General features: G+C 60.0%; 17 protein-coding genes and 1 pseudogene. 12 read left to right on the top strand and 6 right to left on the bottom strand.

Annotated features, from left to right (window positions below):
• Window positions 1–205 precede the first annotated feature (205 nt).
• On the top strand, window positions 206–628 hold the full coding sequence (flgB, locus tag K6G35_RS29245) for a flagellar basal body rod protein FlgB (RefSeq protein WP_008650726.1): 423 nt from the start codon (window positions 206–208) through the stop codon (window positions 626–628).
• Window positions 629–1,127: 499 nt separating this feature from the next.
• Window positions 1,128–3,617, top strand: coding sequence for a heavy metal translocating P-type ATPase (locus K6G35_RS29240; protein WP_011514822.1), 2,490 nt, complete (start codon window positions 1,128–1,130; stop codon window positions 3,615–3,617).
• Window positions 3,618–3,674: 57 nt separating this feature from the next.
• Here the strand turns inward: K6G35_RS29240 and K6G35_RS29235 are convergent, their stop codons facing one another.
• The 4 genes from K6G35_RS29235 to K6G35_RS29220 all read right to left on the bottom strand — a co-directional run bounded on the left by K6G35_RS29235 (window position 3,675) and on the right by K6G35_RS29220 (window position 6,700).
• Window positions 3,675–3,953: a zinc ribbon domain-containing protein gene (locus tag K6G35_RS29235; protein ID WP_223277440.1), complete on the bottom strand. Its 279-nt coding sequence runs from the start codon at window positions 3,951–3,953 to the stop codon at window positions 3,675–3,677.
• A 256-nt stretch (window positions 3,954–4,209) separates the two neighbouring features.
• Complete coding sequence (locus K6G35_RS29230; protein ID WP_008650723.1) at window positions 4,210–5,331, bottom strand: glycosyltransferase family 2 protein; 1,122 nt, start codon at window positions 5,329–5,331, stop codon at window positions 4,210–4,212.
• On the bottom strand, window positions 5,328–5,711 hold the full coding sequence (locus K6G35_RS29225; RefSeq protein WP_008650722.1) for a GtrA family protein: 384 nt from the start codon (window positions 5,709–5,711) through the stop codon (window positions 5,328–5,330). Before K6G35_RS29225 ends, K6G35_RS29230 begins: the two co-directional genes overlap by 4 nt.
• Window positions 5,708–6,700, bottom strand: a complete 993-nt coding sequence (locus K6G35_RS29220) for a hypothetical protein (RefSeq protein ID WP_495677167.1) — start codon at window positions 6,698–6,700, stop codon at window positions 5,708–5,710. The genes K6G35_RS29225 and K6G35_RS29220 overlap by 4 nt, the downstream gene beginning before the upstream one ends.
• A gap of 65 nt (window positions 6,701–6,765) precedes the next feature.
• Between K6G35_RS29220 and K6G35_RS29215 the strand changes: the two are divergent.
• The 8 genes and pseudogenes from K6G35_RS29215 to K6G35_RS29180 all read left to right on the top strand — a co-directional run.
• Window positions 6,766–7,533, top strand: a pseudogene (locus K6G35_RS29215) (FAD-linked oxidase C-terminal domain-containing protein); the annotation flags it as partial.
• Window positions 7,533–8,627: a glycolate oxidase subunit GlcE gene (gene glcE / locus K6G35_RS29210; RefSeq protein ID WP_495677166.1), complete on the top strand. Its 1,095-nt coding sequence runs from the start codon at window positions 7,533–7,535 to the stop codon at window positions 8,625–8,627. The pseudogene K6G35_RS29215 and the gene glcE, both read left to right, overlap by 1 nt.
• 11 nt (window positions 8,628–8,638) lie before the next feature.
• Complete coding sequence (glcF, locus tag K6G35_RS29205) at window positions 8,639–9,856, top strand: glycolate oxidase subunit GlcF (protein ID WP_495677171.1); 1,218 nt, start codon at window positions 8,639–8,641, stop codon at window positions 9,854–9,856.
• Window positions 9,857–9,869: 13 nt separating this feature from the next.
• Window positions 9,870–10,271 (top strand): heme-binding protein, encoded by a 402-nt coding sequence (locus K6G35_RS29200; RefSeq protein ID WP_495677165.1) that lies wholly within the window; start codon window positions 9,870–9,872, stop codon window positions 10,269–10,271.
• A gap of 94 nt (window positions 10,272–10,365) precedes the next feature.
• Window positions 10,366–12,546: a malate synthase G gene (locus tag K6G35_RS29195; protein ID WP_495677164.1), complete on the top strand. Its 2,181-nt coding sequence runs from the start codon at window positions 10,366–10,368 to the stop codon at window positions 12,544–12,546.
• Window positions 12,547–12,898: 352 nt separating this feature from the next.
• Window positions 12,899–14,134 carry an aconitase X gene (locus K6G35_RS29190; protein ID WP_495677170.1) on the top strand — a complete coding sequence of 412 codons (1,236 nt, stop codon included), beginning with the start codon at window positions 12,899–12,901 and terminating at the stop codon, window positions 14,132–14,134.
• Window positions 14,131–14,622: an aconitase X swivel domain-containing protein gene (locus K6G35_RS29185; protein ID WP_495677163.1), complete on the top strand. Its 492-nt coding sequence runs from the start codon at window positions 14,131–14,133 to the stop codon at window positions 14,620–14,622. Before K6G35_RS29190 ends, K6G35_RS29185 begins: the two co-directional genes overlap by 4 nt.
• 153 nt (window positions 14,623–14,775) lie before the next feature.
• Window positions 14,776–16,509, top strand: a complete 1,734-nt coding sequence (locus tag K6G35_RS29180) for a ClcB-like voltage-gated chloride channel protein (protein WP_495677162.1) — start codon at window positions 14,776–14,778, stop codon at window positions 16,507–16,509.
• Window positions 16,510–16,550: 41 nt separating this feature from the next.
• On the opposite strand, the gene K6G35_RS29175 is transcribed toward K6G35_RS29180, so the two are convergent.
• Entirely contained in the window at window positions 16,551–17,333 is a 783-nt protein-coding gene (locus tag K6G35_RS29175) for an IclR family transcriptional regulator (RefSeq protein ID WP_495677161.1), read from the bottom strand.
• Between the two features lie 374 nt (window positions 17,334–17,707).
• Between K6G35_RS29175 and K6G35_RS29170 the strand changes: the two genes are divergently transcribed.
• Window positions 17,708–18,280 (top strand): thiamine pyrophosphate-binding protein, encoded by a 573-nt coding sequence (locus K6G35_RS29170; RefSeq protein WP_062611968.1) that lies wholly within the window; start codon window positions 17,708–17,710, stop codon window positions 18,278–18,280.
• Window positions 18,281–18,291: 11 nt separating this feature from the next.
• Entirely contained in the window at window positions 18,292–18,885 is a 594-nt protein-coding gene (locus K6G35_RS29165; RefSeq protein ID WP_495677160.1) for a thiamine pyrophosphate-dependent enzyme, read from the top strand.
• 350 nt (window positions 18,886–19,235) lie between these two features.
• On the opposite strand, the gene K6G35_RS29160 is transcribed toward K6G35_RS29165, so the two are convergent.
• Window positions 19,236–20,033, bottom strand: coding sequence for a GntR family transcriptional regulator (locus K6G35_RS29160; protein ID WP_062610557.1), 798 nt, complete (start codon window positions 20,031–20,033; stop codon window positions 19,236–19,238).
• Window positions 20,034–20,086: the final 53 nt, after the last annotated feature.

Below are 20,086 nucleotides of genomic sequence, written 5' to 3'. Positions count from 1 at the left end.
GTCACTTCGTCGCGTGATGACGACAAGGTGGAACGTACCGGGGTTATGTGGATTGACATGGCTTTCGCGCGGACGCGTCAACCTGTGTGCGCGCGAACATTGCGGGCCGGTAATGGGAAACTCACGAAAAGAGGTCGCTTCTCTCGAAGCAAGATCGACTGCCTTTGCAATACGCTGCGGGTTCCGATCTAGTTGGAGAGTAAGGATGGACACGCCATACGTCGCAAAATGGGCGCGTAGCGAAGACAGCGTTCATGAGCAAGCGCTGCGACTTCGCACACGGAGGTTCGAGCTGCTGTCTGCAAATATTGCAAATGCGGATACGCCGAACTACAAGGCGCGCGATATCGACTTCAGCGCCGAGTTGGATAGGGTGATGGGCAGTGGCCAGAATTTTGCGGGCATGACCATGACTTCGCCGCGACACATCGAGGCAAGCAAGCCCGCGCTGGAAGAGGATCTGATGTATCGCGTCCCCCTGCAGTCGAGTATGGACGGCAACACCGTGGAGATGGACGTCGAGCGTGTGGCGTTTGCAGAGAACGCGCTGCGGATGCGGTTCTCCATTCAAAAGACTGCCGACGAGTACAAGGACATGCTCAAGCTCTACCAGGACATGCGGCCCTAGCGGGGAAACCGCGACTACTGGCAGGGCGGCTTGGGTGCGGCGACAGCGCTGGACGCGTCTCTGGAAGACGGCTCCGGTGTGCTCGCTGCGGATTCCTGCTTCGACGGATGTTTGGCTGTGCGATGTCGCGGGTTGGCCGCCCAGGCAACCCGTTGGTCGCGGGAGGCGTATCCCGTGTCTGAATGTCCAATGGCGAGGGTGTGCCACTGGGTCGGCTTCTCGCTGAGTCGATCACCGGTCGCAGGAGCCGGCAAAGCGTAGGCCAGCAAGGCAGAGCATGCGACGGCGCTAATCATCTGTATGGTTCCTGGACGGATGACATGAGGATCCTGTCATCCGCAAGATAGTACGCTCAGATTGCGGGCACATTACCAACGCATTACGGCGGGGCATTGGGGCGCTGACTCGTTGAGCTTTGTTGTTGCAATGCGGGGCACACTAGTTGCTAATAGTGTGCAACGGCGTGAATGCCGATTCAGACTGACTGGAGCCCGCGACAATGACCGAAAAGCTGCGCCTGGACATTCCTGTCTTGCTTCCTGGCCTTCCCGATTCCTCTGATCCCTGTGTAGAACGGTTGCTGTCCGAACTGAGAGGGAAAGAGGGCGTCGAGGCGGCGCATATAAAAACTGCAAATGTTGATAGCGATTCACAGATATGTGTCCACTACGATCCCGCAGCGATTTCCCTTGCCCGCATCCGGGAGCTGGTGACAAGCACGGGTGCGGTGATTTCGTCGCGGTTTGGTCATGTGCTTTGGCAATTGAAGGGCGTCTGGCACGAACGACGAGCGCGAACCGTAGCTAGCCAACTGCGGGCCTTGCCCGGCGTCATCGAGGCCGAAGTCAGCGCCTCCGGCATAGCGCGCGTCGAATTCGACAACGATCGGATCTCCGCGGCAGGGATCGAGCAGGCCCTGTCAAAACGCGGGCTCGCGCCGGTTGAGATCGGTGCCCGGAAGAGCGGTCATGCAGACCATGAACACCGCGAAGGCGTCAAGGATCATGCACATGGGGAAGGCGAGGGGCATGAGGCCCACGCACACGGCAGCGTGTTTGGCCCGAATACTGAGCTAATCTTCTCCCTGATCTGTGGGGCCTTGCTTGGTCTCGGATTTGCCGTTGGTAAGCTGTTCGGCAGCCTGCCAGCATGGATTCCGGTTGCCTTCTTTGTCGGCGCGTATTTTTTTGGTGGTTTCTATACCGTTCGGGAAGCGATAGAGAACCTCCGGCTAAAGAAGTTCGAAATCGACACACTGATGCTGGTAGCCGCCGCAGGGGCGGCGGCGTTAGGCGCTTGGGCGGAAGGCGCGCTACTTCTCTTTTTGTTCAGTCTCGGCCACGGGCTCGAACACTACGCCATGGGGCGCGCCAAGCGGGCGATCGAAGCGTTGGCGGCGCTCGCACCGGCTACAGCAAGTGTGCGGCGTGAAGGCGAGGTACGAGAGGTCCCCGTCGAGGAATTGCAGGTGGGGGATGTGGTGGTGGTTCGGCCGAACGAACGCCTCCCCGCCGATGGTTTTCTGGTAAAGGGGGCTTCCGCAGTCAATCAAGCGCCGGTTACTGGCGAAAGCATCCCGGTCGACAAGCAGCCCGTGGATGACGCCGCCGCAGCCAGGAGGAAGCCCGATGCCGTAGGGGCCGTGTCCCGCGTGTTCGCCGGAACCATCAATGGCGCCGGCGCCATTGAAGTGGAAGTGACGCGCCTTTCCACGGACAGCGCCCTGGCGAAAGTCGTCAAGATGGTCAACGAGGCCGAAGCGCAAAAGTCACCGAGCCAGCGGTTCACTGAGAAGTTCGAACGGATCTTTGTTCCTGCAGTGCTTGTGCTGGCGGTATTGCTGCTGTTTGCAGGGCTAGTGATCAATGAGCCGTTCAGTGCGACCTTCTACCGCGCCATGGCGGTGCTGGTTGCCGCCAGCCCATGCGCGCTCGCCATCGCGACACCGAGCGCGGTGCTGTCGGGGGTAGCGCGCGCCGCTAGAGGGGGTGTACTGATCAAGGGCGGGGCGCCGCTCGAAAACCTGGGTTCACTGAAAGCCATTGCATTCGATAAGACGGGGACGCTGACGGAGGGGCGCCCCCGTATTACCGATGTGATGGTCGCCGAAGGAGTAGCTGAAGCGGAATTGTTGAGCGTAGCGGTCGCCGTGGAGTCGCTCAGCGACCACCCGTTGGCTGCGGCCATTGCCCGCGATGGCCGCAAGCGCCTGGAAGGCAGTTCCATCCCGGAAGCGTCTCATCTCCAAAGCTTGACCGGACGCGGGGTCACGGCGACGTTGTGCGGTAAGACCGTCTGGATTGGCAAGCCTGACATGTTCGGCGCCGACGGGATTGCACCGCTTAGCGAATCGATGGCGAGCGCAGTGCAGACGCTGCGCAGCACTGGCCGCACGACAATGATCGTCAGGCAGGGAGATCGGGACCTCGGCGCCATTGGGCTGATGGACACGCCGCGCGCCTCGGCGCGCGCCGCCCTCGAGGCACTGCGCAGGCTGGGTATCACACGCATGATCATGATCTCCGGCGATCACCAGCGCGCAGCCGAAGCCGTCGCCAAGGACGTAGGTATCGATGAAGCCTGGGGCGATCTGATGCCTGAGGACAAGGTCAAAGCCATCCAGACGTTGCGCGCGGAAGCCAAAGTGGCCATGGTCGGCGACGGCGTCAACGACGCGCCGGCAATGGCCAACGCCACGGTGGGCATCGCAATGGGTGCGGCAGGTTCAGATGTGGCACTGGAAACGGCGGATGTTGCGCTGATGGCCGACGACCTCCAACACCTACCTTTTGTGGTCGGTTTAAGCCGACATACGCGGGCCATCATCCTTCAGAACGTGTATATCAGCCTCGGCGTCGTGGCGTTCCTTCTGCCAGCCACGATCCTCGGCCTCGGTATCGGGCCCGCCGTGGCCATGCATGAGGGGTCGACGCTGATCGTCGTGTTCAATGCGCTTCGACTGCTAGCCTATCGCGACAAATCCCCATGACGGGCCCCGGCCGCAATGATGGCGATGCCAGATGCGGCGGCAGCTATGGCCGCCGACTCATTTGGCGGCATTGCCGCAACTTCCACAGAACTTTGCGTCGCGTGGGAGTAAGGTGCCGCATCGACTGCACGGCGCCGGAGCCAGTGAACTGCCGCATTGCTGGCAGAAGCGCGCGCCCTGGGCGCTCACCGTGCCGCAGTTGGGGCAGTGGACGCCGGCGGGGCTTTGTGGTGGCAAAGGATTCCCATAGCCGTAGCTGCCGCCACCATCATGATGACCTCCTCGACGACCGTGCTCACTTCCGCCGCCGTGATGACCGCCGCTGTGACGGCCCATGAGCCTTTCCAAGAAACCCATCATTCCTCCTAAGTGGATGGATCGTCGCTGCGGCCCCGTGGTGTCGGGTGCTGCGACGACTTGCGCTGCTACGCGTCAGCCAATGCCTGTAGTAAATAGTCTGTAGTGACTACAGGGTCAATGGTCGGTGGATGCGAAGAACGGAATAAGTTGAATACGAGGCTCTTTCTTTCGAAAACGTCATGATCCCGATAGTTGCTGGCCATGTCGTGAGAGCGCATGGAAGGCGGGCTGTCTATCGGCTTGGCGCAAGGGTTTCCGTGAGGATGGCATCCCGCTGAGGAGCCTCGGGGAGGCCAGGAGCTTTGCCTTCCGGGCATCCGGGTGCGTGAAAGATTGCTGCAGGCGGGGTGCCACCCCGTGTCGCTGCGGCCACCTGCCCCGGCTCAGCGGTGGGGGTGCCGGGGCCGATCGGCGCCGTATAGCTTGCCACCAGATACACCGGCCGCCGCTTGACTTCATTGAACAGACGCCCAACATATTCCCCGAGCACGCCTAGGAAAACCAGTTGCAGGCCGCCCAGCAGAAGCAGGGCGGTCATCATGGATGGGTAGCCGTGTACGGGGTCGCCGTAGAGCAGCGTCTTGCCAACGATGAAGGCGGCCATGCCAAAGGCGGGAACGGCAACAAGCAGGCCGATCGAGGTTGCAAACTTGAGCGGCACGGTGGAAAAGGCAGTGATGCCATCCACGGCAAAACGCAACAGCTTGCGGTAGTTGAACTTGGTCGTCCCGGATGCCCGCGCGTCACGCCGATACAAGACGGCCGTCTGCCGGAATCCTATCCAGGCATACAGCCCCTTCATGAAGCGGTGCTGCTCCCGGAGTTGTCCGAGTGCGGCAACGGCACGACGGCTCATGACGCGGAAGTCGCCGGTGTCGGCCGGAATCTCCGTATCGCTGAGCTTGCCCATCAGGCGGTAAAACCAGTGCGCGGTGAACTTCTTGAGGAACGATTCGCCATCCCGGGAAGTGCGCGTGGCGTACACCACGTCGAACCCCTCGCGCCATTTCTCGATCAACGACGGAATCAGTTCGGGCGGATCCTGCAGATCGGCGTCGATGATCACAACGGCGTCGCCGCTTGCCACGTCGAGGCCCGCCGTTAGCGCGGCTTCCTTGCCGAAGTTGCGACTCAGCTCGACAATGCCGACGCGCGCTTCGGCCGCCTTGAGATTGTGTGCAACCGCCAGTGATCGATCGCGGCTGCCATCGTCCACGTAGATAATCTCGTAGTCCGATGCCAATCCATCCATCACGCGGAGAAGCCGAAAGTGAAACTGTGGCAGGACAGCTTCTTCATTGAAGAGCGGTACGACGACCGAGATCTTCTCTGGCAGCAGGCTGGCGGCATTCATCGCATCGCTCCATTCATGAACGTCCAATTTGCATGGAGTACGTAGTTGACCAACATGACGAAAATTGTCGAGAGGATTTGAGCAACCAGGTAGTGAAGCCCCAATGCTAGTCCAGCCCACATCAGAAGTGAGTTAAGAAAGAACGCCAGCGCGGAAACGAGAATGAACCGTCCGAAAGTGGCGCGTTGTGGTCGGACTGGTGTGAACACCCATCGGCTGCTGATGCAGTAGTGCGTCAGAAGGCCTGCAACACTGCCGGCGGCAGACGCCGGTAGCGCTGCAACCCCGAAACCGACCAGCGTGATCAGTGTTGCGTAGTGTGTAGCGGTTGCCGTCGCCCCCGCGCCCAGAAACCGTACAAATCGTGATGGGATGTTCATGGTTTTTGCACCAGAACGTTGACGCCATGTCGTCCGATCACAGTTGTGTTGCCGCCGAGCAGCGGTCTCAGTCGATGAAACGTCTCGTGCCGCATGACCGCGAGCTTGTGACCAGGGGTCAGCCATCGCTGCGCAAAAGCTTCTTCATTAGCAATCCACTTGTCGGGCTCGACCGAGAAGCCGAGATCCAGCTCGGATCTGGCCCCGACAATGATCGGTTCTCGTTCGGCGTAAAACGCCAGACCTCGGTCAATCTGGCCCACGTTGAACAGTTGTGTGTTGTCGCGGGACGCCGCCTTGGCTTCCAAGCCAAGTGGTTTGATGGAGAGGGACCCAAACGCCCGAGACGCCATCAAGCCAGCCTGAAGGCTGGCCAGCGTCGCCAGCGAAGCGACGGCAACCGCGCAGAGCCTGTGGCCGCGCAGGGCGATCCCAAAGGCCAGGAAGCCACCGATGACCAGAATGCCCATCGTGATGGCGCCCCAGGTATGCAATGAGGCCGGATTGCTGATATTGAGCTTCAGTACCGCATTCGACATTGTCGGATGCCATAGCAGCACGGCGATGGCAACGCCGAGCACAGGCATGGCAAGAAAGCTTGCCGCCAGTGTGGGGCGGGCTGCAGTCATGGATCTGTACGCGAGCAAGACGGCCACCGGTGGTAAGGCGGGCAGGATATAGAGCGGCAGCTTCGAGCGCGAAATCGAAAAGAAGGCAATGACAACGACTACCCACAGCGACAGAAACAGTCGTGCGTCGAAGCCAGGCGTTGCCTGTGCGCTGCGAGAGCGGAGTGCGATAGCACGGGGAATCAAGCCCATGAACGGCAGGACGCCTGCCGCACCAACGGCCAGGAAGAACCAGAATGGCTTGTCCCGCTCGTGAACCGAGGACGAGAATCTCGCGAAGTGTTCGTGGATGAAGAAGTAATTCAGAAATTCGGGGTTGCGCTGGGACACCACGACAAACCAAGGCATGGTGATGGCCACCGCAAGCAGGCTCCAGCGCCAGAATCTCGCGCTAAAAAATGCGGAAAATTGTCGAGTGACCGCCTGTCGAGCGCGCCGGCGCGGCCGTTGCTGACATCATCGGTGCAGGCATCATACCGGGCGGGCTGGAGATGATGGACAACCTCGCGATTCGCGCGGCAGAGGACTTCATTCATGCTGGATATCCGGTCGATGCTGCCGCCATCCTCCTGTGCGAAGTCGATGGCGCCGAGAGCGACGTTCGGGAAGACTGCGAAAAGGTCGAGACGGTGCTACGGGCTGCCGGCGCAACGGACGTACGACTTGCCCGCGATGAGGCAGAACGCCAGAAGTTCTGGGCAGGGCGCAAGAATGCGTTTCCTGCGGTCGGGCGCATCTCCCCGGACTATTACTGCATGGACGGCACGATTCCACGCCGCGAGTTGCCTGGCGTGCTCGCGGGCATCGAGCGCCTGTCGGCCGAATATGGCTTGCGCGTAGCCAACGTGTTCCACGCCGGGGACGGCAATCTCCATCCGCTGATCCTGTTCGATGCCAATGCGGGCGAAACGGAACGAGCCGAGGCGCTCGGGGGCGCGATCCTCGAATTGTGCGTGAAAGTCGGCGGCAGCATCACCGGCGAGCACGGGGTGGGGCGCGAAAAGATCAATCAGATGTGCGCTCAATTCAACTCGGACGAGCTGACGCTGTTCCACTCGCTCAAAGCCGCATTCGATCCGAAAGGCTTGCTGAACCCGGGCAAGAACATCCCTACGCTGCATCGCTGCGCGGAGTTCGGCTCGATGCACGTGCACCACGGCGCTCTGCCGTTTCCCGAACTGGAGCGCTTCTGATGTTGAACAACATGACGATTCCGATGGATGACAGCGACCGTCTGGTCGACGAAGTTGCACGCGCGGTCTCGACGCGCATCCCGCTGCGGATCCGCGGTGGCGACACCAAATCGTTTCTCGGGCGCGAAGCTCCTGCGGAGGCGGTGGAGCTCAATGTGTGCAGTCACAGTGGCATCGTTCAATACGAGCCGACAGAACTTGTGATCACGGCGCGCGCGGGGACGCCGATCGCGGCGCTGTCGGCTGCGCTGGATGCCGCCGGCCAGATGCTGCCCTGCGAGCCGCCTGAGTTCGATGGCAAGGCGACGCTCGGAGGCGTGGTCGCAACCGGACTCTCGGGGCCGCGTCGTCCGTGGGCCGGGTCGGTGCGAGACTTTGTCCTTGGCTGCCGGCTCATTACTGGGGAAGCGAAGCACCTGCGCTTTGGCGGCGAGGTAATGAAGAACGTCGCGGGCTATGACATGTCACGTCTTGCGGCGGGGAGCTTCGGGAGTCTCGGTGTCATCACCGAGGTATCGATGAAGGTGCTACCCAAGCCGCGTGCCCGCAGGAGCCTCGTGCTCGACATCGATGCCACCCAGGCGATCACCGAGCTGGCGGCCTGGCGACGGGGCGCATTGCCCGTTGCGGGCGCGTGTTACGTCGACGGGCTTCTGCACGTGCGGCTCGAGGGCGGAGAGGGCTCAGTTGCCTCCGCAGTCGACCGAATCGGCGGCGAGGAACTCGACATGCAGTTCTGGACGCTGCTGCGCGAGCAGAAACTGCCGTTCTTCGAGGATCCACGTCCGCTCTGGCGCCTGTCGCTACCTTATGCAGCGCCGCTCATGCCCTTGCCGGGAGATGTCATATGGGATTGGGGCGGTGCTCGGCGCTGGCTGAAGAGCACGGCGAAGACAGCCGAGATTCGCGCGATCGCGCAAGCGGCAGGTGGCCACGCAACGCGGTATTCGCGGCTCGCTGTTCCGGAGCAACCGTGCGCAGAAAGTCCGTTCGCGCCGCTTGCCGCGCCGCTGGTTCGCCTGCATCGCGAACTGAAGCTCAAGCTCGATCCGCATGGCATTTTCAACCCCGGCCGACTGTACGCCGATATCTGACGGGAGCCAGCATGCAAACTAATCTGAGCGAGCAGGCGAAAGGCCTGCAGCGAGCCGAAGAAGCCGAATCGATCCTTCGTAGCTGCGTGCATTGCGGCTTCTGCAACGCAACGTGCCCGACCTATCAACTTCTCGGCAATGAGCTCGACGGCCCGCGCGGGCGCATCTATCTCATCAAGCAATTGCTCGAAGGACAGGACGTTACAGAGAAAACACAGCTTCATCTGGACCGGTGCCTCACGTGCCGGAACTGCGAAACGACGTGTCCATCGGGCGTGACGTACCACGCGCTGCTCGACATCGGTCGCGCCGAACTCGAGAAGCGCGTGCCGCGTCCGGCAGGCGAGCGCATGCTTCGCGAGGGGCTGCGTCAGGTCATTCCGCGGCCCGCCGTCTTCGACGCGTTGCTCAAGACTGGACGGCTCGCACGGCCTTTTCTGCCCAAGGCGCTGAAGCAGAAGATTCCCGCGCAAACTGTGCCCGCGAAGCCGCGTCCGCCCGCGCGTCACGCCCGTCACATGCTGATACTGGAAGGGTGCGTGCAGCCATCGCTGTCGCCCAACACGAATGCGGCGGCAGCGCGCGTGCTCGACCGGCTCGGCATCAGTATCGTGAACGCGCCGCAGGCCGGCTGCTGCGGTGCAACCGATTATCATCTGAACGCACAGGAAGCGGGCCTGATGCGCGCGCGCCGGAACATCGATGCATGGTGGCCCGCGATCGAAGCCGGTGCGGAAGCCATCGTCCAGACTGCCAGCGGATGCGGCGCCTTCGTCAAGGAGTACGGTTATCTGCTGAGCCGTGATCCGAAGTATGCGCAAAAGGCGGCGCGCGTGAGCGAAATGGCGCTCGATCTCGCCGAGGTCATCGGCGGAGAGTCGCTGGAAAAGCTGAATCTCGGCGCGCGCAAGCGAATCGCGTTTCACTGTCCGTGTACCTTGCAGCACGCCCAGAAACTCGGCGGAGCCGTCGAGTCTATTCTCACGCGGCTCGGCTATGACTTGACCGCCGTGCCCGACGCCCATCTATGCTGCGGTTCGGCGGGTACTTACTCGATCACGCAGCCCGAACTGTCGACCCAATTGCGCGACCGCAAGCTCGATGCGCTTGAGAGTGGCAATCCCGAAATCATCGTCACGGCCAATATCGGATGCCAGACTCATCTCGGGGGCGCGAATCGCACCGGAGTGAGGCATTGGATCGAACTTGTCGAAGATACCCTTCAATGACCCCGAGGAAAACATGCAAACGAAGTCCATCCTGACCATTACCGAGACCACGCGAATTCTCGACGCTGCGCGCGCCGAGGCCGAGAAGAACAAGTGGACTGTAGCCATCGCTGTCGTTGACGACGGAGGGCATCTTCTCGGCCTGCTTCGACTTGATGGCAGCGCGCCCATCAGCGCCGATATGGCAATTGGAAAGGCCAAGACCTCTGCCGTGGGTCGTCGCGAGTCGCGGCTCTATGAGGAAATGATCAACAGCGGCCGCACAGCGTTCGTCAGTGCACCACTCGTCGCGACGCTGGAAGGCGGCATTCCTGTGATCGTGGATGATCAGGTGATCGGTGCGGTGGGCGTATCTGGCGTCAAGCCCGCCGAAGACGCGCAGATCGCTCGCGCCGGAGTTCAGGCGCTGACGTGAGACGGTCAAACACCCGAACTCAGCCATTCCCCGACTTTCTTAAGCAAATTGCGGGCTGAACACCTCATCAGTCCGATTCCCGATGGAGCAGCACATGACTCAAATGTCCGAGCGCAGCGGCCTCAAAGTGGCGCCCTCGCTTGAACGCTTTGTCGCCACCGAGGCATTGCCCGGCACCGGTCTCGACGAGCAAGCCTTCTGGTCCGGATTCTCGTCAATCGTGTACGACCTCGGCCCGCGGAATCGAGCGTTGCTCGAGGAACGTGAACGACTTCAGGGCGAGCTCAATCGCTGGCACAAGGAACACCCAGGACCGGTCAGCGACATGAACGCGTACCGTGTGTTTCTGACCGATATCGGTTACATCGTGCCGCCGCCGGCCACGGTTCAGGCAACCACCGAGAACGTCGACACTGAAATCGCTGGGCAGGCGGGGCCTCAGCTCGTCGTTCCTCTTTCTAATGCGCGCTATGCGCTAAACGCTGCGAATGCCCGATGGGGAAGCTTGTACGACGCGTTGTACGGAACCGATGCGATCTCCGAGGCGAACGGCGCAGAGCGTGGCTCGACGTTCAATCCCAGGCGCGGTGAACTCGTTATCGCGTTTGCACGCGAGTTCCTCGACGAAGCGGTGCCGTTGGCCCTGGCTTCTCACGCCGAAGCCACGCACTATGCCGTCGAAGGCCGCGCCCTGGTCGTGACGCTGCGAAATGGACGTGCGCAACTGAAGGACCCCGCGCAATTCGTCGGGTATCGCGGTGCGGCAGAATCGCCTTCGGCAATTTTGCTCAGGCACAACGGCCTGCATCTGGAAATCCAGATCGACGCCGACGACCGCATTGGCAGGACGGATAGCGCCCACGTCAAGGATGTCGTGCTTGAAGCCGCGGTATCGACGATCATCGACTGCGAAGATTCTGTCGCCGCCGTCGATGCAGCCGACAAGGTTCAGTTGTACAGGAATTGGCTCGGTCTGATGAACGGCAGCTTGTCCGAGAATGTACGCAAGGACGAGAAGACGTTCACGCGCAGACTGAACGCAGACCGCGAGTATACCGGTGCCAAAGGCGAGCCGGTCATGTTGCACGGCAGGTCTTTGCTGTTCATTCGCAACGTCGGACACCTAATGACGAGTCCCGCCGTCATCGACCGTGACGGCCACGAGATCCCCGAAGGTATTCTCGATGCGGTGATGACAACACTGTGCGCCTTGCACGACCGGCGAACGAAGCTCAACTCGCGTAGTGGCTCGATCTATATCGTGAAGCCGAAGATGCACGGTCCGGCAGAAGTCGCCTTCGCGAGCCAGCTGTTTGCGCGGGTCGAGGAATTGCTCGGACTGCCGCGCAACACGATCAAGATGGGCATCATGGACGAGGAGCGCCGCACGAGCGTGAACCTCGCCGCCTGCATTGCCGAAGCCGCAGCGCGTGTCGCATTCATCAACACGGGCTTTCTCGACCGCACTGGAGACGAGATGCACACGGCCATGGAAGCTGGACCGATGATGCGCAAGGGCGATATGAAGTCCAGCAAGTGGATCGCCGCCTATGAGCGCAACAACGTTCTGGTGGGGCTTTCGGCCGGCCTGCGCGGCCGTGCGCAGATCGGCAAAGGTATGTGGGCCATGCCCGACCTGATGCACGCGATGCTCGAGCAGAAAATTGCTCATTTGAAATCGGGCGCGAATACGGCGTGGGTGCCGTCGCCAACCGCCGCAACATTGCACGCACTGCACTACCATACAGTCGACGTTCAGGCGATACAGCAGGAGCTTGAGAGGGCGGATGCAGCGAGCGCTCGGGACGAACTACTTGAAGGGCTTCTGACGATACCGGTAGTCGAAAGCGCTCAATGGAGTGCGGACGAAATCAAGAGCGAAGTGGAGAACAATGCCCAGGGCATTCTCGGCTACGTGGTCCGGTGGGTCGACCAGGGCGTGGGCTGCTCCAAAGTTCCCGACATTCACAACGTCGGGTTGATGGAGGACCGTGCAACGCTTCGTATCTCGAGTCAGCACGTTGCGAACTGGCTCAAACACGGGGTGGTTACGCGACAGTACGTCGAGGAAATCCTGCGGCGGATGGCAAAGATCGTCGATCAACAAAACGCCGGCGACCTCAGTTACAAGCCGATGGCAGGAAATTTTGAGACGTCGCTCGCTTTTAAGGTCGCCCGTGCGCTTATTTTTCAAGGTCACGAGCAGCCCAGTGGCTACACCGAGCCCCTTCTCCACGAATTCCGCCTCCGTTTGAAGGCTCAGCTATCGCGCTAACTGCATCAGGTTTTACCCGTATCTTGGAGGCGCACGGCTTGTTTTGTCGTGCGCCTTTTCTTTTGCATCCACCTCGACGCGCTTTAACCAAGCGGGTTTCAGCTTGTTCGGCCACTGCCAAATTCCATTCTTTGACCATAACGCGAAGCCTCATTTGAGTGTTGACAGTTCCCGGACGGCTGGGTACTATTGGCTCACGTTGTCTTAATACAAGCTAAGACAAGAAACGGATAGAAAGTAGACATTGCCTTACATCTCGCGGGGTAATGTCTTCTCGAAATCGAGTGCCGCGCTGCTCGGCTGAGTTCAACGCGAATTGCCCCACTTTACGAGATACGACTGGAGACGGCGAATGCTTCTCAACGATGAAGAAACCGCAATGCTCAACGGCGAGCGCGGAAAGGTCCTGCAAATGGCGATGCGACATCAGGTTCAAGTCGGCGACTTCTTCGGAGCGCGCGATTTCGTCCCGGTGACGCAGGCGCACGTGATGGCTGACACGGAAAGCCTGGGGCAGGCCGGCGTGATGTGGTTGGAAAGCCTCTCCGAGGCGAATGACGGCCGTCACACTGTCTGCATTCCGACCATCACGGACCCGCGCGGCACAGATTTCAGCAAGGCCAACGACCTCGGTCAGCGCGATTGGATGGTCGAACTGGAGCGCCGTGCGATTCATGCGTTCGAGCGCCTGGGCGTCAGCATGACTGACACCTGCATCAACTATCAGACGGTGCTGGCCGCGACGCGTGGCGAGCACGTCGCCTTCGGTGACACCGGTGTGGTCATTTACTCAAATTCGGTGAACGGCGCGCGTTCGAACTTCGAAGGTGGCCCGTCCGCGTTGTCTGCTGGCCTGACCGGGCGCACACCGCGCTACGGCTATCATCTCGACGAACAGCGACAGGCCACAATGCGTTTTCGCGTCGATTTCACGCCGCGCACACTCAATGAATGGGGTGCGCTTGGTGGCGTCATCGGTCGTCTGGCCGGCAACTACTGGCAAGTGCCTGTGATTGAAGGCATCGAGGGTGCGCCGACCTCCGACGACCTGAAGCACTTTGGCGCTGCGATGGCGAGCTTCGGTTCCATCGCGCTGTTCCACTTGGTTGGGATCACGCCTGAAGCCCAGCGCATTGAAGACGTTGGCGGCGACAAACTGCCGGTTCATCATCATATCGACCGCGAACAAATCGAAGCGCTTGCCGCCAGCTACGCGGTGACCAAAGCCATCGACGTGGTCGTATTCTCTGCGCCCCAGTTGAGCCTGTACGAACTGCGCTCGCTCGCCGAGCTCTGCGATGGCCGCAAATTCAAGGTGCCGCTCCTCGCAGTCACCAGCCCGCAAGTCTCGCCAGACTCGGAGCGATTTGGTTACACGCGTCGCATCGAAAGCGCCGGCGGGACTGTTCTGGCCGGCATGTGCTTCTATCAGTCGTATGCACGCGAAATGTCCGAAGCGAAGGGCTGGAAGACGCTTGCGACCAACAGCGCAAAGCTTGTGAATATTCTGGGCGGCTACGGCTACACGCCCATGCTTGCATCGATGGACGAGTGTGTAGCTGCCGCGGAAAAGGGAGAACTGGCATGAGCGAACTGGTATTGACGGCGCGTCACGCGCTCGGAAAGAAGGTGTCGGCAGAGGCGCTTGTTGCAAAGGACGGGTTCTCGGCCCGCTACGACTTGAATCGTCTGGAAGGGGTGTTCTCGCGTCCTGCGCACAAACTGGTTGGCCAGTCGTACGTTGGTCGGATTCTGGTGCTGGATACGGCGAAGGGCGGGGTTGCGAGCGCCTGGATGCTCCACGAGATGCAATCACGGAACATGGCGCCGGTTGCCATCATCTTCAACACTGTCAATACGATTCTGGCACAGGGCGCTGCGCTCGGCGGCATCTCGATGCTGGCCGGATTTGACCAGGACGTGACAGAGGTTATTCCGCACGGGTCGCTGGTCGAGGTCGACCCGGAAACGAAGACGCTTCGCCTGCTGCGCGCGGGTTCGGGTGAGACCTCCTCCGCAACGTTCGCTCACGGGCAATCCGAAACGTCTCCCGTTCACATCAAATCGCGACACTGAGCATGTCTCACCGCGCCGAATGACAACGCCGCCGTTTAAAGCGGCGTTGTTCTTCGTTCCCCCAACGTCGCGGCACCCAGTTTCAGGTCAGAGTTTCGGTGCTGTCTGTGCATTGACCGGTCAGCATTATCGACCCACCTGCAGCGGCCCTTCATGAAAAACAGTTCTCGCCTGCTTCGGGCCTTCCTATGGAAGGCAGTTCGTCAGCCTGACACGCATGCAATGCTTTTGTGGGCCGTTGTGGTCGGCGTCGCTGGCGCGTACGCGACTGCTGCTTTTCGCGAAGGCGTCGATTTGCTACAGAAAGCGGTAGGCGGAGAGCCGGGAAATTTCGTCGAACTGGCGAAAGCTTTACCTTGGCCCATTCGTATTGCGGTGCCAACGGGAGGAGGTCTGATCGCAGGCATCTGTCTACTGGTCGCGCGGCGAGGGGCTTCAAAGTCCGGCGCTGACTATATGGAGGCCGTCACCATCGGGGACGGCGTTGTGCCGGTTTGGCAGAGCATCTGGCGCACCGTGTCATCGCTTTTCTCAATCGCAAGCGGCGGCTCGATTGGTCGGGAAGGCTCGATGGTTCAGCTCGCGGCGCTTTGCTCGTCGATAATCGGCCGTTTGGTTCGATTCGACCCGGCTCGTTTGCGCATGCTCGTTGCATGCGGCGCGGCAGCAGGCATCACATCGGCCTATAACGCCCCAATTGCGGGCGCCTTCTTCGTCACGGAACTGGTGCTCGGGTCGATGGCGATGGAGTGGTTCGGCCCGATCGTCGTGTCATCAGTTGTAGCCAATATCACGATGCGTGAGTTCGCGGGCTATCGACCTCCATACGAGATGCCTGCATTTCCGACTGTCACGGGCGTCGAAGTGCTTCCATTCATCGTCCTCGGCCTTCTCTGTGGTCTTCTGGCACCTCGGTTCCTTCAGCTTTTCGCGGTTTCCAAGAAAGGGTTCGGAAAACTGCCTCTTCCTCTTCCGATGAAGCTCGCAATGGGAGGTCTTATCGTCGGTATCGTCTCCGTGTGGGCGCCCGAGGTCTGGGGAAATGGCTACGAGGTCGTGAACTCGCTACTGCATCAGCAGTGGACCTGGAAGGCGCTACTCCTGGTGCTGGTTCTCAAAGTCATCGCGACACTCGCTACAGCCGGAACAGGGGCGGTCGGGGGCGTCTTTACGCCTACGCTCTTTGTAGGTGCGGTGGTCGGGTGCATATTCGGAATCGGTGTTCACGACATCTGGCCGCTATCCACCGCGCAACCGTTCGCCTATGCCATTGTTGGAATGGGTGCCTTCTTGACTGCGGCCACCAACGCGCCGCTGATGGCGATTCTCATGATCTTTGAGATGACGCTGTCATACCAGGTGGTTCTGCCCCTGATGCTGTCGTGTGTCATCGCCTACTTCGTTGCTCGCAACGCGGAGCACAGCTCGATGTATGAAGTGACCGTCCGGCGCAATCGCGAACAGAAATACCGTTCAACACTCGCCGCGATGAAAATGCGAGAGTTGCTGAAGCCAGCTGACACTGTTGTTCCTCTCCACGCATCGGTCGAGGAATTGACTCGGATGTTTGCACAACATCCTGTGAAATATCTCTATGTCGTCGACGAAAGCCAGCATTTCTGCGGCGTCGTCGCCTTGGAGGATGTGGCTTCCGACCTTGTGTCGCCTCGGACGCCAGCGCGAACGACCGCAGTGGACTATCTGCTGCCGGACTTTCATGTCCTCACGCCGGACATGACGTTGGGACAAGCATTGCAGCTGTTCCTTAAATTTCGCGGCGAGCGCCTGCCCGTTATCGACCCCGCATCGAGCACATCATCGATACTCGGCGTCGTGTACAAGACATCGCTACTGGATGCGTACGGCCGCATGAGTCACGCGACCTAACGAGATCCACGAGAAGGCGGGAACCTGTCCCCGCCTCAGCCTCAATCCACAGCGTGAGCGTCGAATAGGACTTTGAGCTGTGAGGCTCCCTCCTTCAAAATCGGCAGCTTTGCCAGCAAGTCCTCAAGGCTGCTTCTGGCGGAAGCAGCGTGACAGACGAGAGCGATGGCGTTGCGCGAGTTGCCCGTCATCACCGGCACCGCTACGCCGACCATGCCGGTGATGAACTCTTCCCGGTCAGTGGAAATGCCTTTCGCTGCGAGACGCGCGAGTTCTTCTTCTAACTTCGCTTTGGACGTGATGGTGTGCGGCGTGTGTGGACTCAACGTGAGCCGATCAAGGAGCGCGGTGCGTTCGACCAGTGGGAGTTGCGACAAGAAAAGTTTTCCGCCCGCCGTGCAATGGAGTGGGTGCCTCGAACCTAGCTCCAGATGCATTCTTAGCGGTTCCGCAGTTTCGACCCTTTCAAGATAAAGCACACAGTCGCCATCGAAGGCCGACAGATTGCAGGTTTCACCAAGACGAGACACCGCGCTGCGCAGTATCGCTCGGCACGCCCGTCGGAAAGAACTGTTGCTGAGTGTGGCCGCGGCGAGCTGGACGGAGCGCGGGCCCGGTATCAGTCCTCGCGTATCGGGCATGCGCCCCAGATACCGGCTGGAAACGAGGAGGTCAACCAGCCGAGCCGCGCTGGCTTTTGGAATGTCGAGGCGCATCGCTATCTGGGCAATGGTCACCGGTTCGTTCGACGCGGAAACGCGCTCGAGCAGACTCAGCAGCCTCAACATCTTGTGCTCTTGGAGCGTGTCGGAAGCGTCGGTCATTTTTCTCCTTGGGCGTTCTGCTTTCTTGTTCAAAGAAGCAATTTCAGTCTCAATTTCCAACAGGTTGCGCTTTTTTGCTTGCAGACAACCTGTCGCATATTGTATCTAGATACTAAGACATTTAGATACAAGTCGCAAACCCCGAATTCACCTTACGGGGCAACTGAAGATGGAGACTTCGCCGTGTATACCTTCCTGCTCATCCTTGTGATGTGGCGCCAACTCATTGTCACCGCATGCTCCAGGCTGCTTCACGAACCGTCATTGGTCGCAGCCACGGGACGCAACACGTCACCTTACAGCCACCACAGAACCAATTCGCTCGCCGGTCTGCAAGCGAGCATGTAACGCGCGTCAGCGCAAAGAGGTCAATTATGGACAACGATTTCACCCAACACTCTGTAAGCGCGGCCGAGGTGATTGCCGAATTCCGCAAGTGCGGAATCGACTTCGTCGCAACTGTTCCGGACATGCTGCAGATTGCTTTGCATCAGGCGCTTGAAGACCAGAACAATGGTATCCGAGTTGTGCCGACAACGACGGAGGACCAGGCAGTCGAAGTGGCAGCAGGTCTTTATGCGGGCGGCCGGAACGTCGTGATTCTGGTGCAGAACCAAGGCTTCTATGCGGCAATCAACAGCGTGCGTGCCCTTGGTCTCGATTCGAACATTCCGATGCTATTCGTGGTCGGTCAGTTCGGACGCGAGTTTTCCAACCTCGGGAAAGACCCTCGAGAATCCCGCCGGTTGATGGTTCGAATGCTCGAACCGTTACTCGAAACACTGGATATTCCCTACTGGCGTCTCGAAGCCCCGGGCGATGAGAAGCACATCACGGCTGCATGGGAAGCCTCCCGCGAACGGAAAGGGCCGGCCGTACTCATCGCGGGCCACTTCATGGGTTTCTCGCAAACGAACGATGCAAACAAAGCGCAGCATGCTGCGTGAAGGAGCTAATCATGACCATGTCGACCGTAGAAGCCTGCCAAATTATTCAGAAATCCCGTGGCGATGCCATCGTCGTTAGCACGATGGGTGCAATGAACGCCATGGATAAGATTTCATCTGACCCGCTCAACGTTGCCTGCGTCCCCCTAATGGGTGGAGCGGCCTCCTTGGGGCTGGGCCTGGCCTTGGCGCAACCAGAGCGGCCCGTCTTCGTGCTCGACGGAGACGCGAGTCTGTTGATGGAGCTGGGGGGCTTGGTAACCGTCGCACAAGCAGCACCGGGCAAATACGTCCACTTCCTCCTCAACAACAGCACTCAATTCTCGGGCCTTGGCAATCTCGACACACCGGGCGCCCGGAAGGTGGACTTCGTTGGCCTCGCCAGATCGGCGGGCTATCGGGCGTCATTGCGTATTGACAACCCGGAGGATTTCGAGAGTCAGATTAGCTCTATTCTGAGCGGTCCGTCGCCGGCCTTCGTTGAGCTGGTGGTAACGAAGGAGGCGCCTACGCTGGGTACTTCCAAGCCATCCGTCGAGATGACCGATGCGCGATTCACTCGCATGGGTGACGAACTGCGCCGCATTCGCAGTCATCTCGTCTGAAGGTAAACGGATTCCCGTGGCGGGGCGTTATGCCCGCTACGGAGCCATGGTTCACCGTATGGCACTGGACACATCGATCCGGTTCTGACCGAGCTACCTTTTGCGCCCCATTTGTAAAGCTGCAGCGAGGAGAGGACGTCGAATTGTTGTCGCAGTGTGATGCGGCGCACGCTCCCTTCCGGCCGCGGTCTGCCATCCATCCCGTGAATCGGCGGCAAAGCTGAGCATGAAAAGCGTCGCGAAGGACGTGCAAAAACAGCTAAACAAAGGCCCCGATTGGTCTGAGCAAACGCGACAAATGAGTCGCTACGAGGCTCTCCGCTTTGGAGAGCCTCGACTTCGAACGCTTCTTATTTTTTATCTGCGCGCGGGGAAGAGCCGTTCACGTTCTTGATTGATGAGCCCACTGGCAGAGGACCTTGAACGCTCAGCGAAAACTCGTAGTTTTCCGGGCGGATGTAGAACGAAGTGCGCTCCCTCAACACACCGTCGTTTCCAAAAGACTCGCGCTCCATGACGAGAAGGGGCGCCTTGGCAGATAGTCCCAACAGGTGTCCCACGGACGCGCCCGCCGAGCGCGCGCGAATGCGTACTTCCGCCTTCGTCACGGGCATGTTCAGGACATTCTCGAGCAGCACGTAAATGGGATTGCGATTCACCTGCTCCCAGGTCAGGCCGCTTGCCTCCGGCGGGAGTGTCGATACGACAAGGGCTATCGGTTCGTCGTCGACCAGGTACAGACGCTTCAGTTGGAAGCAATCGGCATCGGTCGCCCCGAACGCTTGTCTTACGGCCTCCGATGCAGATGCAGGCGTGAACTCGAGCAATTTCGTCTTCGGCTCGACGCCTTGCGCGATGAGCGCGTCGTAGAAGCCTCGCATCGGCTTTAGGTCATGCAAGAGCTTTTGTCGGGACACGAACGTGCCTTTGCCTTGTTTGCTGACAACGTAGCCTTCAGCCAGCAACTGCGCAATGGCCTGCCGGACTGTGACGCGGCTTACGCCAAAGCGGTGGGTGAGTTCGTTCTCCGCGGGCAGCTTGCTGTCGGTCGCGAAAACTCCCGAGTCGATGTCCGTGCGCAGCAAGTCGGCAATCTGCATATAGAGCGCCGTCGCGCTTTCGCGATTGAGAAGCGCCTCGCTAGCCATGGTTCGAGATCGATTTTCAGCGACTGCTGTAATGCCATTCTCGATCGACTCCG

Source organism: Cupriavidus sp. HY129 (assembly GCF_059492215.1).
The sequence above is the reverse complement of the archived record's forward strand: the minus strand, read 5'-3'. Positions and strand labels throughout refer to the sequence as shown.

Bases quoted from the DNA above. Each gene is read 5' to 3' on its own strand.
- K6G35_RS29165 (WP_495677160.1), top strand. From the start codon at position 18,292: ATGACCATGTCGACCGTAGAAGCCTGCCAAATTATTCAGAAATCCCGT.
- K6G35_RS29240 (WP_011514822.1), top strand. From the start codon at position 1,128: ATGACCGAAAAGCTGCGCCTGGACATTCCTGTCTTGCTTCCTGGCCTT.
- K6G35_RS29190 (WP_495677170.1), top strand. From the start codon at position 12,899: ATGCTTCTCAACGATGAAGAAACCGCAATGCTCAACGGCGAGCGCGGA.
- K6G35_RS29175 (WP_495677161.1), bottom strand. From the start codon at position 17,333: ATGACCGACGCTTCCGACACGCTCCAAGAGCACAAGATGTTGAGGCTG.
- K6G35_RS29195 (WP_495677164.1), top strand. From the start codon at position 10,366: ATGACTCAAATGTCCGAGCGCAGCGGCCTCAAAGTGGCGCCCTCGCTT.
- K6G35_RS29160 (WP_062610557.1), bottom strand. From the start codon at position 20,033: ATGGCTAGCGAGGCGCTTCTCAATCGCGAAAGCGCGACGGCGCTCTAT.
- K6G35_RS29225 (WP_008650722.1), bottom strand. From the start codon at position 5,711: ATGAACATCCCATCACGATTTGTACGGTTTCTGGGCGCGGGGGCGACG.
- glcE (WP_495677166.1), top strand. From the start codon at position 7,533: ATGTTGAACAACATGACGATTCCGATGGATGACAGCGACCGTCTGGTC.
- K6G35_RS29200 (WP_495677165.1), top strand. From the start codon at position 9,870: ATGCAAACGAAGTCCATCCTGACCATTACCGAGACCACGCGAATTCTC.
- K6G35_RS29230 (WP_008650723.1), bottom strand. From the start codon at position 5,331: ATGAATGCCGCCAGCCTGCTGCCAGAGAAGATCTCGGTCGTCGTACCG.
- glcF (WP_495677171.1), top strand. From the start codon at position 8,639: ATGCAAACTAATCTGAGCGAGCAGGCGAAAGGCCTGCAGCGAGCCGAA.
- K6G35_RS29180 (WP_495677162.1), top strand. From the start codon at position 14,776: ATGAAAAACAGTTCTCGCCTGCTTCGGGCCTTCCTATGGAAGGCAGTT.
- flgB (WP_008650726.1), top strand. From the start codon at position 206: ATGGACACGCCATACGTCGCAAAATGGGCGCGTAGCGAAGACAGCGTT.
- K6G35_RS29185 (WP_495677163.1), top strand. From the start codon at position 14,131: ATGAGCGAACTGGTATTGACGGCGCGTCACGCGCTCGGAAAGAAGGTG.
- K6G35_RS29235 (WP_223277440.1), bottom strand. From the start codon at position 3,953: ATGGGCCGTCACAGCGGCGGTCATCACGGCGGCGGAAGTGAGCACGGT.
- K6G35_RS29170 (WP_062611968.1), top strand. From the start codon at position 17,708: ATGGACAACGATTTCACCCAACACTCTGTAAGCGCGGCCGAGGTGATT.